Below are 14,514 nucleotides of genomic sequence, written 5' to 3' on the forward strand. Positions count from 1 at the left end.
TGCAAGCGATGCGACGCTACTGGCGGATCCCGGTCCTGGCCCTGCTCAGCGCGATCCTGGCCTTCGGTGGTTCGTTCCTGGTCAGCAAGCAGTACACCTCGAAGACCCGGCTGCTCATCCACGGGCAGGACGCGACCTTCCTGAGCAGCACCGGAACGGATCCGGCGCAGCAACCGAAGGTCGCGGACGGGACGCTGTCGCAGGCGCTGGCGCAGACCTATGCGGGAGTGGCCACCAGCCGCAGCGTCGCGATCGCGGTGGTGGACGGGCTGGGCCTGGACGCACCGGACACCGGGCACGGGCCGATCCACGCCCTTCAGGGCGCGGCCGCCTGGACCTACAAGTGCACCCGCGCGTTCATCACCTTCGGCTACTGCGCTCCCGCGAACCGGCGGGAGAAGGCGATCGAGGAGGTCACCACCGGTGCCCGCGCGGAGCAGCTTGGCGTGACCTCCGGTGCGGCCGCCGGTCAGCCGGGGTCGTACGTGCTCGAGGTCTCCGGCTCCGGCACCTCCGGTGTGCAGGCGATGCGGGTGACCAACGCCCTGGCCGACGAGCTGGTCTCGGTGAGCGCGGCGCGCTTCCGGCAGCAGGCACAGACGTACGTGAAAGCCCTGCAGCAGCAGGTGAACCTGGCGTCGAAGAACGTCAGCGCGAAGAGCACCGCGGTCGCGGACTACGAGACGGAGCACGGTATCTCGGCCGCGGACGAGCAGCAGGTGCTGAACGCCAAGTCCTTCGACACCCTGCAGACCGACCTGCGCAACACCAAGGCCGACCTCGCGGACAACCAGGCCCAGCTGGCGTCTGTCAACGCCTCCATCGCCGCGACCGCGTCCACGTCCACCAGCGACCAGCGGATCAGCACGGGCCGTTCGGACACCTCGGTCACCACGAAGGAGGTCAATCCGGTCTACAGCTCCCTGCAGTCCCAGAAGGCGGGACTGCAGTCACGGATCGACGGACTGCAGGCGCGGCGGAGCCAACTCGAACAGCAGGTCGCGGGCACCTCGCCGACCGGGCTCAACGCGCAGCAGGCCCGGCTGGCCGAACTGCTCCAGGACGTCGAACTGGCCAAGGGGAACGAGACCGCGCTGACCCAGCAACTGCAGAACGCGCAGACCCAGGTCGCGGTCAGCGAGTCGGAGCTGACCCGGATCGACCAGGCCGGGGTCCCGGCCTATCCGGTGGCGCCCAAGCGGTACCTGTACCTCGCGATCGGCCTGCTGCTCGGCGGTCTCGCCGGTGGCGGCCTGACCTGGCGGGCGCGGCAGCGGCACGACCCGAACGAACCGGAGCCGGGCCAGCCCCACGCCCCGGACAGCGACGCGACCCGCGACCTGCTGGCGGATCTGTCCAGCCACCAGCAAAGCGACCCGATCGAGGTCCGGCAGCCGGCGCGGGCCGCCAACGGAAGCGTGCCCGTGGGGGCGCGCGAACTCCCGGCGGACGGCGACCCGCCGCACGCGGGCTCCGGGGACCACGGCGGTGGCGGATGACCTCTGCCGCGTCCTCGGTCGACTCGAGCGTCACCCGCAAGGTCGTCGTCAGCACGACGACGCAGGTGGCCGCGAAGGTGCTGCACCTGGTTCTCAACATCGTCTCCACGCTGGCGATCGTGCGCCACCTCGCGCCCGGCGCGTACGGCGTCTACGTCCTGGTGCTGACGGTGACCACGATCGTCGGGTTGGTCGCGGACTTCGGCCTGCCGAAGGTGGCGGTGCGCGAGGTCTCGGCCGCCGGGGCGAACGAGAACGACATCGTGGGCACGATCGTCGCGCTGCGCCTGCTGTTGGCGGTGGCCGGGATCGTGGTCACCCAGGTGGTGCTGCTCGCGATGCGGCAGCCGCCCAGCGCGCTGCTCGCCGCCGCCGTCGCGTCGCTGGTCTTCCTGTCCGAGGCTGTCCTCGCCGCGATCGTGGTGAGTTTCCAGGTCCGCCTCGTCCAGCAGGTGGAGGCGTTCATCCGCACCGGCGCCGAGCTTGTGGAGACCGCGGCGATCGTGGTCCTGGTGGCCGTGAGCGCCGACCTGGTGTGGCTGTTCGTGCCGCCCGTGGTGGGTTCCGCGTTGGGCGCCCTGGTGGCGTTCAGGCTCGCGCGCGGGCGGTTCGGGGTCCGGATCCGGTTCTCCCGGGGGCTGGTGCGGATGCTGATGAGGGAGTCGCTGCCCATCGCGCCGGCCCTGCTGCTGAGCGTGCTCTACCGCAAGCTGGACAGCCTCAGTCTCGCGGCGATGCGGCCCTCGCGGGAGGTCGGCCTGTACGGGTCGGCAGCCCAGCCGATCGAGTACTACTTCCTCACCACCGCGCTGTTCATCAACGTGATGTTTCCGCTGCTGTCCCGCGCCTACGGGGACCAGGAGCGGCAGCGGTTCCTGAACCTGTACCGAAGGGGTGCCGAGGCACTCATCGCCTTCACCGTGATCGTGCCCGTCCTGCTGCTGTTCGCGGCTCGGCCCCTGGTGCGACAGGTGTACGGGCCGGGGTACGCACAGGCGGCCGTCCCGTTGGTGCTGCTGTCGGTGGCCATGGTGTTCCTCGTGCTCGCCGTCTGGCAGTCGCTGGCGCTGCTGATCGGCGGGTACCAACGGGTCACCCTGCACTACAACGCGTTGACCCTGCTGGTGGCACCGGTGCTGTGCGTAGGGCTGATCGCCCGGTTCGGCATCGTCGGCGCCGGGTGCGCCGCGGTGGGGATCGCGGTGTTCGTGGTGGGCGCGTCCGCCTGGGCCGTACGCCGGCACCTGGGCATCCGCCTGGAAGTACGCGGAGTGGTCCGGGTACTCGCGGCGGCGGCGGTGAGTGTGGCGGTCACCGGCGCTGTGGCCCTCCTGCGGGAGAGCCAGGGGCTGTTCGCGCCCTGGCCGCTACTGGTGATCATCGCGCTGGTCGCCTACGTGGCCGCGCTGTTCGTGTTGCGGGTGCCGCGGGCGCTACGGGAGGTGTTGGCATGACGGAGCTCGGAACTGCCGGTGGGACAGGCGTTCCCGGTGGTCGGACTGTGTCGGTGATCCTGCCGACCTACAACCGCTGCGACGTGGTGGAGACCACCCTGCGGCACTTCATGGCGCAGGACTACCCGGCCGAGCTGATGGAGGTGCTGGTCGCCGACAACTCAAGTGACGGCACGCCGGAGATGGTGCGGCGGGTTGCCGCCGAGGCTCAGCTGTCCATCCAGCTGGTCAGCAGCGAGGAGCGGCTGCCCGCGGTCAAACGCAACCAGGCCTTGCGCCAGGCACGTGGCGATCTCGTGCTGTGGATGAACGACGACGTCTGGGTCCGCCCGGACATGGTCCGCCGGCACGTGGAGATGCACGCCCGCCACGACGCGCCGATCGCCGTCCTGGGCCACGTCGAGCAGTCGGAGAAGATGCCGGCGAATCCGTTCACCGACTGGTACCAGCCCTTCTCCTACTGGGAGATCGCGGGTCGGGCCGGCCAGACGGTGCCCTACCGCTACCACTGGTCGATGAACCTCAGCCTGCCCCGGCAGGTGATGCTCGACCGGAACCTGGTCTTCCACGAGGACTGGGCGAACATCGGCCACGAGGACATCGAACTGGGCTACCGCTGGACCCGGGCCGGCTACGAGATCGTCTACGAGCCTCGGGCCTGGGGCGAGCACTACCACCCGCACGACCTGCCCAGTGCCTGCCGGCTGCAGGAGAGCGTCGGCCGCGGGCTGCGGGATCTCGAGGTGCTCATCCCCGAACCGGATCTGCTGGAGCGCTACGGCGTGCTGTCCCGCAACGCCTCGCCCCGGGGACGGCTGCGGATGGCGGTGCGCAACGCGCTGTTCAACAGGTTCACGGTGCCGCCGCTGCAGACCCGGCTGGCCGGCCTGCGACAGCGCAACGCGCTGGCGGAGTGGCTGTACTGGAAGGTGCTGCTCTTCCACACCGAGCAGGGCTACCACACCTCGCCGCCGCGCAGGCTCGAGCCCACGCCGACCTGGCCGCCGGGTGGGCCGACACCCGCGGGGACGCCGGGATGAGCCTGATCTCCCCTCCACGGCCCCCCGGGCCGCCGGAGCTGTCCGCGTTGCCGTCCGGCCGACCACCGGTGCCACCGCACGGCGATCCGCGCCGGCGCGAGGCGCTGCTGGTGGTGGCCTGCGGAGTGACGGCAGGGCTCGGCGCGCTGGCCCTGGCGCCACTGGGAATGACCGCGTTGTACGGGCTGGTCGGGCTGGTCGTGTTGGGAGCCGTCCTGTACGGCCTGCGCGAGGACCTGGTTCCGCCGCTGCGGGAGGCGGTGGAGCGGGTCCGGCCCGGGCGCTGGCGGGCCAGGGTCGGGCGGGTGCCGCGTTGGCTGCGGGTGCCGGGCCTGGTCGCGGTGGCGGTGTTCTGCGCGGGGCTGGCCTACGTCGTGGCGTCCTTCGGGTCCGAAGGGCTGATCGCGGTGGCCGGCGGCTGCCTGCTGCTGGTGTCGGGTTGGCTGCTCTGGCCGCTGATCCGTGACCTGCTCACCACCGAACCGGTGGATGTCCCGCCACGACCGGTCCGGACCCGGCGGGTCACGGTGGTCGCGCCGCGGCGCCGGATGGTCTCGGCGGTCGGCATCGGCGCCGTCGTGGTCGGCATCGCGATGCTCTCGTTCGTGATCGGCACGCTCGGGAAGAAGGGCATCCTGGCCCTGGTCGGCGGTATCGCCGTGGTCGCGCTGCTGGTCTACGTGCGGGACAAGTCGGTGTTCTTCACCTTCGCCACCACCTGCTCGCTGGCCATCGTGCTGCACAAGTCGCTCAGCACCCAGGACCTGGAGCAGTCCGGTGGGGCCATCTCGATCTACGTGACCACCTTCGACGCGATGCTCCTTGTGCTGTACGGCCTGTGGGCCTGGGAGGGCACGCTCGTCGCCGACGTCAAGGAAGGGTTGCGGCGCCGGATCGTCTGGCTGCCACTGGCCTGCGCGCTGCTCCTGCTGCCGAGCCTGCTGATCGCACCCAGCGTGGAGCACAGTGCCGCGGAGCTGTTCCGGATGGCCTGGATGTACCTGCTCTTCTTCTACCTGGCGGTCCGGATCCGGACCCGGCGCCACGTGTGGGCGGTCCTCGGCGGCCTGGCCGTCTTCGTGGTGGTCGAACTGGTCGTCGTTCTGCTGCAGTGGCAGACCGGAGGCGTGCTCGGCCTGTCCTTCCTCGGCGTTCCGACCCAGCTCACCGAGCGCATCACAGACGAGGGCCAGCTCGGCAGACCGTTCGGCACGATCATCCATCCGGTCTTCATGGGTGCCGTGATGGGCTCCCTGGCCCTGGTCGCCCTGGGCCTGGCGATCGAGCTGAAGCGCTCGCTGACCAAGATCGCCGCCTGCGCCGCGATCCCGTGCTGCTTCCTTCCGCTGTACCTGGCACACACCCGGGCATCGCTGGTCGCCGCGGCCGCGGCCGCCCTGGTGGTGCTGGTCGCGGGCATCGCGCGCAGCCGGATCAGCTGGCGGGCCATCGGCAGGCTCTGCCTGGCCGCGCTGATCGGGGTGGCGGTCTTCTTCCCCGAGCTGGCCACGAAGTACTCGGAGAACTTCGGTACGTCGCACTTCTACCTGGAGTTGCAGTCCCGGTTCCAGCTGAACGACATCGCGCTCGCGGTGATCCACGACCACTGGGCGCTCGGCGTCGGCCTGAACAACTTCGAGCTGGTGATGCCGAAGTACGAGCCGTACCGGGTGATCTTCTTCAACAACCCGGTGCACAACCTGTACCTGCTCTACCTGTCCGAGAGCGGGATCCTCGGCCTGGCCGCGATCACGATCGTCGGCGTGGCGCTGATGGCGGCCGCGATCCGCCTCGGCCGCTCGACCGACCGGCTGGCCGCCGGCGTCGGCGTGGGTGTCGCCGGTGCGATGGGCTTCTTGGTGGTGGAGGAGTTGCTCGGCTTCTCCCTCCGCCAGGACACGCCCCTGGCGTTGTACTGGATGCTCGCCGGCCTGGTGGTCGCGTGCCTACGGATCAGCCCGCCACCCTCACGGGTGCCGGCCGGCAACGGGGCGGACAGCGGGCCGGGCAACGGCACCAGCGCGGGCAACGGCACCAGCGCGGGCAGGGCGTCGCTGGGCACCCCGCACATGAGCCGACGGACGGCGAGCCCGCCCGGTGCCGCGCCGCGACAGGCACTACGACAGGCCGCAGGGCAGGCCCTGCCAGGCTTCGCGCGAACGTGTCGGCAGGCCTGGTTGCGGTCCGCGTCCTGGTCAAGGGAATGGGCCACACGCATCCGGCGCCGCCGCTCGGGTGCACCCGAGGTCGCGCCCCGGGTGTCCTCGCGTCGACTGGTGGTGCTCGGGCTGGTCCCCGCGACCCTGCTCGGTGGCCTCGCCATGGCCGGCCCGATGATCTCCAGCAGCGACGCCAGCTCCCTGCCACGCCTGGTGTTCGGGGCACAGATCCGTGCCACCGGTGAGGAGGCGATCTTCACCGCGAACGCCGACGGGTCCGACGTCACCAGGATCACCCCGGCGGACGGACGCACCTACAGCTGGCCCCGCTGGGCCTTCGGTGGAACAAAGATCGTGTACACCGTGCGCCGCGGTGATCGGGGCGCGCCCGAAAGCATCGCGCTGATGAACCCGGACGGCTCCGGTCGCCGGCTGATCCAGACGTTCGACTACGCGGTGGGCCAGCCTGCCGTCGACGCCAGCGGCAGGTACCTCGTCTTCGTCGCGGTCACCCCGTGGTTCCCCAACTACGCGGTCTTCCGGATGGACCTGCGTACCGGCCTGAGCCGGAACCTCAGCGGAGTGACCCAACCGCTCGGGGCCGGTGACTCCGACCCGACCCTCGTCGCCGGTGGCGAGCAGGTCGCGCTGGTCGCCGCCGGGGACGGGCACGCGTCGATCGCGACGATGAACGTGGACGGCACCGACCGGGAGCGGGTCACCACCCATGTAAACTACTTCGACACCGACCCGGACGTCTCACCCGACGGCCGCCACGTCGTCCTCGCGTCCTACCGCGGACCGGACACACCACGGGACCAGCGCAACCTCAAGGGCAAGACGCAGGACTTCCACGTCGTGACCGTCGACACCCGGACGGGTGCCGAGCGGGTGCTCACCGCGGGACTGAACTGTGTGCTGCGGACGCCTGACCTGCCCTGCGCCATTCCGGAGATGTCCGGCTACACGCCGCGCTACTCTCCGGACGGCTCGCGGATCGCGTTCACCGGCGCCACGGACCGGACCACGACCTGCATCTGCTCGCTGCGCACCGACGGACGCGATCCGCGGGCCGTCGTGAGCTCGACGACGTTGGCGATCAACTGGTTCGACTGGCAGCGCCGGCTCCGCAACCCGCCCAGCAGCGCGGTCATCGGCAGCGACCGCTCGACCTCCCGGGTACTGCTGACCGTGCTGACGGCGAAGGGTCAGACCGAGTTGGTGGACGCCTCGGCCGACCTGATGCATCGCACCAGGATCAGCCTGCCGAAGGGGCTGCGCCCGATCCAGGCCCGCTGGGTCCCGGGCCGCAAGGAGATCGTCTTCGTCGCCGAGGTCCCGGTGCCGAAGGCCCAGGGCACGCCGCACCCCGCGACGCCGCCGGGACAGCGCCGCCGCGAGCACGTCACGCTGAACGACACGAACGGGCTCGCCGCCGCCCTCCGCGACAACGGCCCGACGCCCGTGAGCAGATCCGTCGCGCGGCGCCAGGTCTTCCTGCGGAAGGCCGATGGCACCGTGCGCCAGCTCACCGATCCGTGGATCGAGGACTGGCGGGACGGCGTCCGGCTCGGTGACGCGCGCGGCAACACCGATCCGGTGGTCACCCCGGACGGCCGCGCGGTGATCGTCACCAACACCTCGACGCTGACCGGCGAGTCCTTCCTGCTGCGGATCGACCTGGCCACCGGCGCGGTGCTGAACCTGACCAACGGCACCTCCGGCGCGGTGGCGGTGAACGACTCGGGGGCCGCGGTCTCGCCCGACGGTGGCCGGGTCGCGTTCTCCTCGGCGCAGGACGGTCGGCGCGACCTCTACCTGATGGACTCGACCACTGGGTACAAGGTCCGCGCCCTCACGGCCGACGGCACGCCGGGCGCCTCACCGGTGTGGCTGCCGGACCGGTCCGGGCTCGTCTACGTGGGCCGGCGCGACGGTCGCGACGTCCTCCTCGGATTCGACTTCGGCGCCTCGCGCGGCCAGGCGAGGTCCCACCCGTTGAGTTTCCGCGCGCAGTCCCCGGCGGCGAACCCGGTCGTCCAGCCGGGCGGCGGCAGTGTCCTGTTCGTCGGCCGCGCGCCGACGACCCGGAGCGTGTACGTCGCCGGTCCCGGCGGTGCAGCGCAGCCGTGGCTGTTGCAGCCCGATCCGCAGAACAACGTCCTCTTCCTCGATTGGCGGTGAGCCGTGCACGATCAGGCATCCAGCGTCCAGGCGGACCTGACGACAGTGGTCGTCAACTGGAACACCCGCGACCTGCTCGACGACTGCCTGCGCAGCGTGGACGACGCGACACCACCGGGACTTCGCAACCACGTCATCGTGGTCGACAACGCCTCCCGGGACGGCTCGGTCGAGTACCTGCGCGGCCACTGGCCGCAGGCCACCGTGATCGCCAACGACGAGAACGTCGGATTCTGCCGGGCGAACAACCAGGCGCTCCGGGCCAGCGCGTCCCCGAACGTCCTGCTGATCAACACCGACGCCCGGCTCGCACCCGGTGGGATCGCGGGCATGCTCGACTACCTGCGGCGCGACCCGCGCTGCGCCGTGGTCGGCCCACGCCTCGTCTACGGGGACGGCTCCTTCCAGCGGTGGACCGCGGGCCAGCCGTTCAGCCTGCGCACGCTGGCCAACTACCTGCTCGGCCTGGAGCGCCTGCTGCCCGGCTGGCCCGGCGCCGCCGGCATCTACCTGGGGCAGGACACCGACGAGTCGTTCCAGCCCGGGTGGGTGTCCAGCGCGGTGATGATGCTGCGGCGTTCGGCGATCGAGCAGATCGGTCTGCTGGACGAGCGGATCTTCGTCTACATGGACGACGTCGACCTGTGCCAGCGTGCCCGGGACGACGGCTGGAACGTCTGGTACGCGGCCGATGTCACCGCCACCCACTTCATGGGCGCGTCGTCCCGGCGGGTCACCGGGCGGGCCTCGCCGGAGGCGCTGCGGGCGTTGAACCGGTGGTTCGTGCGAAGGCACGGGCACCCGGCCGGCCTCGCGCTGCGCGGTCTCGAGGTCCTCGGTTTCGGCGCGCGCGCCGTCGCGTACGCGGGCCTGTCGGTGCTCCGACGTCCGCCGGAGCGGTCGTCGGCCCGGTCACAGATGCGCGCCCACGCAACCCATCTCCGTCTCGCTCTGGAGCCGATCCATGTCTAGAACCGAGCACGCCCACAACGGTCACAGCCACAGCCACGGCCACGGCGACGGCCTGCTGATCGAGGACCGGCACGACCACGAGGCGCAGACCTACGACCTGATGGCCCGGGAACTGCTGGCGACCTGGACCGACGAGGACTACCGGGTCGACCCGGCGCGGATCCCGTTCGTCAACCGCGAGCACGTGGACTACCTCACCGCCGCCGTCGACCAGCTCCGGCCGCTGGCCGGCAAACGGATCCTCGAGGTCGGCGCCGGGGGAGGTTCGCTGGCCGTCTGGCTGGCGCAGCAGGGCGCCAACGTGGTCGGCATCGACGTGTCGGCGGGCATTCTCGAGGTGGCCAGGAAGCGGGCCGCGGTGAACGGGGTGAGCGACTCGACCACCTTCGTGCACTGCCCGATCGAGCGCTTCGACCCCAGGGCGGCCGGGCTGGACCACGAGCACTACGACGCGATCATCGGCAACAACGTGGTGCACCACTTCGACCGCCAGGCGGCGATGGCCAGCCTGTGTCGCCTGCTGGCACCCGGCGCCGTCGCCGTCTTCTGCGAACCGGTGCTGTTCGCACCCGAATGGGTCCGCACCGTTCGCAACTCGCGCCTGGTGACGCGGCGGTTCCCGCCGCACACCCACACACCGGACGAGCGGTCCCTGGGGGAGGAGGACTTCGCGATCATGCGCCGCTGGTTCCGCCACGTGCACTGGCAGCCGTTCCAGCTACTGGCCAGGTTGCAGAACTTCGTGGAGCTGTCCGACCGCACCTGGAACGCCCTGGAATCCATGGACCGCACGATCCTGCGCACCGTTCCGTTCAGCCGCCGGGCCTGCCGGATGGTCGTCGTGACCCTGGCCCTTCCGCGAGAGGAAATCGTATGAAGATGCTGGCCACCGGGAGCGCGGGCATGCTCGGCAGTGCCCTCGTCCCCGCTCTCGTCCGTGCGGGCCACGACGTCGTGGCGACCGACATCGACCTGACCGACACGCACCCGTGGGGCAGCGCCGGGCCCCGGCTGCTCTGGCTGGATGTCCGGGACCGGCTGGCGGTGCGCAACGCCGTCCGCGAGCACCGTCCGGACCTGCTGCTGCACCTGGCGGCGGAGACGTCCCTGGAGCTGAGCGACGCGGACCCCGACCACGCCTTCATGACCAACACGGTGGCCACGAAGTACGTCGCGCTGGAGGCCCGCAGGGCCGGCATCCCGATGACGTACATCAGCACCGCCGGCGTGTTCGACGGAGAGAAGCCCACCCCGTACACCGAGTTCGACCAGCCGAACCCGCTGAACACCTACGGCAAAAGCAAGTACGAGGGTGAGCTCGTCGTACGCGAGCTGCTCGACCAGTACTACGTGATCCGGGCCGGCTGGATGGTCGGGGGAGGCCCGCGCAAGGACCACAAGTTCGTGGCGCGGATCATCAACCAGATCCGGGACGGCGCCACCCACGTCTACGCGGTGACCGACAAGTTCGGCACCCCCACCTACGCGCCGGACTTCGCCGAGTGCTTCCTCGGCCTGGTCAGGTCCGAGCTGTTCGGCCTGTACCACATGGCCTGCGGCGGTGAGGGCAGCCGCTACGACGTGGTCGAGCAGATCCTGAAGGTCCTCGGCCGCGACGACGTGGAACTGGTCCCGGTCACCTCCGAGCACTTCGCCGCGGAGTTCCCGTCGGTGCGCCCACGCTCGGAGATCATGCGCAACCTGGTCCTGGACCTGCAGGGCATGAACACGATGCGCCCGTGGCAGGAGGCGCTCGAGGAGTACCTCACCGTCAACTTCACCGACCTCGTGCGGGCCGTACGGATCGCCTGATCGACCCGTCCCTACTCGCGGTCCGAGCTTCCTGGAGTCCACATGAGCACCCTCGCCGTCCCCGACCCGGCCGACCAGCGTCGGCCCGGCGCCGACACCCGTTCGGTGGCCGTCGTCATCCCGATCCCGAGCGACCCTCCGTGGGAGCTGTTCGACGAGATCCCGCCCGAGATCCCGATCATCGTCAGCGACGACAGCGACGGCCGGCTGACCCCGCCGGCGCGGCCGAACGTCTTCTTCTACGACTACGCCGCCCAGCGCGCCTACGCGGGCGAGCACTACGAGGCGATGCCGCACAAGAGCGCGGCGAGCCGCAACATCGGGCACTACATCGCCTACCAGGAGGGCTTCGACGTCATCGTCGCCCTCGACTTCGACTGCCGGACGCGTCCGGGTTGGCTGGCCTCGCACCTGGCCGCGCTGAGCAAGGTGGTCGAGGCTCCGGCGCTCGCCCCGACGGTGCCGGGCGGCTGGGTCAACTCGGTCAACCAGACCTTCGCCGACGGGCAGCCGGTCTATGCACGGGGCTACCCGTACGAACTGCGCACCCCCGAGCTGGCCGCGGTGCGGGAGACCAGCGCCACCGGTGAGGTCAAGCTCAACATGGGCGTCTGGGACGGCGTGCTGGACCTGAACGGGATCGACAAGTTCTACGGCGGCGAGCCCGGCGATCCCGGCGTCGCCGAGGGGGCCAACCGGATCGCGCTGGGCAACGTCCCGGTCTGCGGCATGAACAACGCGTTCGCCGCCGAACTCACCCCCGCCTACTACTTCCTACCGGACGTCTCGGTGAACGGCTGGCAGCTGAGCCGGCACGACGACATCTGGGGCGGCTACGTCACCAAGAAGCTGATGGACCTCCGCGGTGACCTGTTCGCGTTCGGGGTGCCCGTGGTCGAGCACACCAAGCAGACCCGGCTGGAACGCGTGGTCGTCCTGGAGCAGTGGATGCATCTGATGTCCGTGCCGTTCTACGACCTGGTGGACGAGGCGGTCGCCGAGGTCCGGCCCGGGCCCTACGCGCAGATGTACGCGCACTTCGTCGAGGAGTTCCGCGGTCGCGTCGGCAGCAGCCGCGCCCCCGTCCACTACCGGGCCGTCTTCGCCGAATTCGGTGACTGGATGGCGCGCTGGGCAAGGGCGTTCGCGTGAACGCGGTCACGGGGCCGCCGGTACTCGGCGTGGTCGGTGCGGGCACGCTCGGGATCAGCCTGGTCCAGGCCGGGCTGGCCGCGGGGTCACCGGTCACGGTGCTGGTCCGCGGCGGCGAGGACCGCGCCGCGAGCAGGAGCGGGGCGATCGCCCGCGCGCTGCGGCGGGACGTGGATCGGGGCGGGTTGCCCTCCGAGCAGGCGCGACGCTGGCTGGAACGCGTGCGGGTGACCACCGACCCGGCCGACCTCGCCGGTGCCGACGTCGTGCTGGAGAGCGTTCCCGAGGACGTCGCCGCCAAGCGCGCGGTGATCGCCGCGGTCGAGTCGGTGGTGGACGAGGACTGCCTCATCGCCAGCACCACCTCGAGCATCCCGGCGGCCACCCTGGCCGTCGGTGCCCGTCGCCCGGAGCGGATCGTGGTGACCCACTACTGCTGGCCGGCACACCGGATGCCGCTGGTCGAGGTCGCCCTGCACGCCCGCTGCGGCGCACCGGCGCGGCAGCGGCTGGACTGGCTGCTGGCCAGTCAGGGCAAGCACGTCCTCCGGACGGCCGACCGGCCGGGGTTCCTGACCACCAGGGCTCTGTTCGCCTTCTGGGACGGAGCGGTCCGGCTGCTCGGCGAGGGGTACGACGTCGCCGCGGTGGACGCGGCGCTGGAGGGATACGGCTGGCCGCTCGGCCCGTTCCGGGTGATGGACGCCGCCGGTCTGCGCAGCGTGGCGCGGATCCACGACTGGCTGGCACCCTCGCTGGGCCATCGGTTCACGGCGCTCGCGCTCCTGTCCGGGATGCTCGGCGCGGGTCTGGACACCTTCTACGACCGTGACCCTGACGGCGGGCGACGGCCGCGCCCGGAGGTCGGCGACCACCTGCGCGCCCGGATGCCGGTCCGGCTGAGTGGCACCGGGCCGAGCCGGGCCGTCGACACAGTCGGCACCCAGCCGCTGGCACGGGTCATGGACGCACTCGCCGACGAGGTCGCGCTGGCCGTGGCCGAGGGCGTGCTGTCCTCGGCCGACGAGGCGGCCGCGGCCTACGACCTGGCCTTCGGCTTCACCGGTCCCAACGGTGGGCTGCGGGCATGGATGGCCGGTGCCGCGATCCCGGACCCCGGAAGCTCCTCGCCGGTGCCACCTTCGCCGGCCCTGGCTGGCGTCACACCGACCTGATGACGATCGGAGCAGCTATGTCCTTCGTGATCCTGGGGACCGGAAGCGACCTGCCCCCGAAGATCGTGACCAACGAAGACATCGAGCGGGCGAGCACGGACTACGACCCGGTCCGTGCCGGGCAGAGCCTGCACGAGTGGGTGATGCGGCGGGCGGGCGTGGCCTCCCGGCATCGGCTGGAGGGCGGCGAGGGCACGTCCGACATGGCCGTACGAGCGGCCCGGCGCGCCCTGGACAACGCCGGGGTGACCGTCGAGGAGATCGACCTGGTCGTGCTCGGTACGTTCACCTCCGACAGCCGGCAGCCCTCGACGGTGAGCCTGGTGCAACAGGCCCTCGGCGGCAGCGCGAAGTGCCTCCAGTTGGAGACCGCGTGTACCGGGTTCGTCGACTCGCTGCTGGTCGCGACCTCGGTCATGTCCGCCGCCGGGTACCGGACCGCGCTGGTGATCACGGCCGAGGCGATGTCGGCCGTGGTCGACCCGGAGCGGTTCATGTACCAGTCGCTCTTCGGTGACGGGGCTGCTGCCGTGGTCCTGCGCGACCTGCCCGGCTCCGGCTACGGGATCGAGGCCCTGCGTACGCACACCGACGCGACGCACTGCGACTGGACGTGGGTACCGGGCGGCGGGACCAAGCACCCGATCACGGCGCAGGTGCTGGCCGAGCGCAGCCAGTACGTGACCCTGGACGCCAAGGCCATCTACCGCTTCGCCGTGGACAAGATGGTGGAGGCCTCCCACGAGGTGCTCGGGATCGTGGGACTCACCATCGACGACGTCGACTGGCTGATCCCGCACCAGACCGGCGCGAACATCATCGCCGAGGTGGTCGAGGAGCTGAAGGTTCCGCCGGAACGGGTGATCACCTGCCTGGACCACACCGGCAACGTGTCCGGGGCCTCGGTCGCGATCGCGTTGGACGAGGCCCGCGCCGGTGGTCTGCTGAACGACGGCGACCGGGTGCTGATCCCGGTCGTCGGCGGCGGGATGGCCTGGGGCGCGGTCAGCCTGGTCTGGCGCCGACCGGCCGCCGACGCGCTGGCGCAGGAGAGGGCGGCGAGCTGA

General features: G+C 70.9%; 10 protein-coding genes. All 10 read left to right on the top strand.

The features are described 5' to 3' along the window. Positions 1-8: 8 nt before the first annotated feature. From HEB94_RS15915 to HEB94_RS15960, 10 genes are read left to right on the top strand one after another with little or no spacing between them, the layout of a single operon-like run. The gene (locus HEB94_RS15915) at positions 9-1,499 is read left to right on the top strand and encodes a GumC family protein (RefSeq protein ID WP_192750614.1); all 1,491 of its coding nucleotides are present in this window, start codon (positions 9-11) and stop codon (positions 1,497-1,499) included. After that, entirely contained in the window at positions 1,496-2,953 is a 1,458-nt protein-coding gene (locus HEB94_RS15920) for an oligosaccharide flippase family protein (protein ID WP_192750615.1), read from the top strand. Before HEB94_RS15915 ends, HEB94_RS15920 begins: the two co-directional genes overlap by 4 nt. After that, complete coding sequence (locus HEB94_RS15925; protein ID WP_192750616.1) at positions 2,950-3,993, top strand: glycosyltransferase family 2 protein; 1,044 nt, start codon at positions 2,950-2,952, stop codon at positions 3,991-3,993. The genes HEB94_RS15920 and HEB94_RS15925 overlap by 4 nt, the downstream gene beginning before the upstream one ends. Beyond that, positions 3,990-8,336, top strand: coding sequence for an O-antigen ligase family protein (locus HEB94_RS15930; protein ID WP_192750617.1), 4,347 nt, complete (start codon positions 3,990-3,992; stop codon positions 8,334-8,336). Before HEB94_RS15925 ends, HEB94_RS15930 begins: the two co-directional genes overlap by 4 nt. 3 nt (positions 8,337-8,339) lie before the next feature. Next, positions 8,340-9,308: a glycosyltransferase gene (locus tag HEB94_RS15935; protein WP_192750618.1), complete on the top strand. Its 969-nt coding sequence runs from the start codon at positions 8,340-8,342 to the stop codon at positions 9,306-9,308. Then, complete coding sequence (locus tag HEB94_RS15940) at positions 9,301-10,185, top strand: class I SAM-dependent methyltransferase (protein WP_192750619.1); 885 nt, start codon at positions 9,301-9,303, stop codon at positions 10,183-10,185. Before HEB94_RS15935 ends, HEB94_RS15940 begins: the two co-directional genes overlap by 8 nt. Continuing rightward, a complete protein-coding gene (locus HEB94_RS15945) occupies positions 10,182-11,120 on the top strand; it encodes an SDR family oxidoreductase (RefSeq protein ID WP_192750620.1) in 939 nt (312 codons plus the stop codon). The genes HEB94_RS15940 and HEB94_RS15945 overlap by 4 nt, the downstream gene beginning before the upstream one ends. Before the next feature lie 42 nt (positions 11,121-11,162). Next, the gene (locus tag HEB94_RS15950; protein ID WP_192750621.1) at positions 11,163-12,272 is read left to right on the top strand and encodes a hypothetical protein; all 1,110 of its coding nucleotides are present in this window, start codon (positions 11,163-11,165) and stop codon (positions 12,270-12,272) included. Next, positions 12,269-13,447 (top strand): 3-hydroxyacyl-CoA dehydrogenase NAD-binding domain-containing protein, encoded by a 1,179-nt coding sequence (locus tag HEB94_RS15955; RefSeq protein WP_192750622.1) that lies wholly within the window; start codon positions 12,269-12,271, stop codon positions 13,445-13,447. Before HEB94_RS15950 ends, HEB94_RS15955 begins: the two co-directional genes overlap by 4 nt. Further along, positions 13,447-14,514 carry a 3-oxoacyl-ACP synthase III family protein gene (locus tag HEB94_RS15960; protein WP_192750623.1) on the top strand — a complete coding sequence of 356 codons (1,068 nt, stop codon included), beginning with the start codon at positions 13,447-13,449 and terminating at the stop codon, positions 14,512-14,514. Before HEB94_RS15955 ends, HEB94_RS15960 begins: the two co-directional genes overlap by 1 nt.

Origin of the sequence: Actinopolymorpha pittospori (assembly GCF_014873875.1) — a bacterium.
Lineage (GTDB): Bacteria > Actinomycetota > Actinomycetes > Propionibacteriales > Actinopolymorphaceae > Actinopolymorpha > Actinopolymorpha pittospori.

Excerpts from the sequence above, each read along its gene's own strand:
- HEB94_RS15915 (WP_192750614.1), top strand. The coding sequence starts at position 9 with ATGCGACGCTACTGGCGGATCCCGGTCCTGGCCCTGCTCAGCGCGATC.
- HEB94_RS15920 (WP_192750615.1), top strand. The coding sequence starts at position 1,496 with ATGACCTCTGCCGCGTCCTCGGTCGACTCGAGCGTCACCCGCAAGGTC.
- HEB94_RS15925 (WP_192750616.1), top strand. The coding sequence starts at position 2,950 with ATGACGGAGCTCGGAACTGCCGGTGGGACAGGCGTTCCCGGTGGTCGG.
- HEB94_RS15930 (WP_192750617.1), top strand. The coding sequence starts at position 3,990 with ATGAGCCTGATCTCCCCTCCACGGCCCCCCGGGCCGCCGGAGCTGTCC.
- HEB94_RS15940 (WP_192750619.1), top strand. The coding sequence starts at position 9,301 with ATGTCTAGAACCGAGCACGCCCACAACGGTCACAGCCACAGCCACGGC.
- HEB94_RS15945 (WP_192750620.1), top strand. The coding sequence starts at position 10,182 with ATGAAGATGCTGGCCACCGGGAGCGCGGGCATGCTCGGCAGTGCCCTC.
- HEB94_RS15950 (WP_192750621.1), top strand. The coding sequence starts at position 11,163 with ATGAGCACCCTCGCCGTCCCCGACCCGGCCGACCAGCGTCGGCCCGGC.
- HEB94_RS15960 (WP_192750623.1), top strand. The coding sequence starts at position 13,447 with ATGACGATCGGAGCAGCTATGTCCTTCGTGATCCTGGGGACCGGAAGC.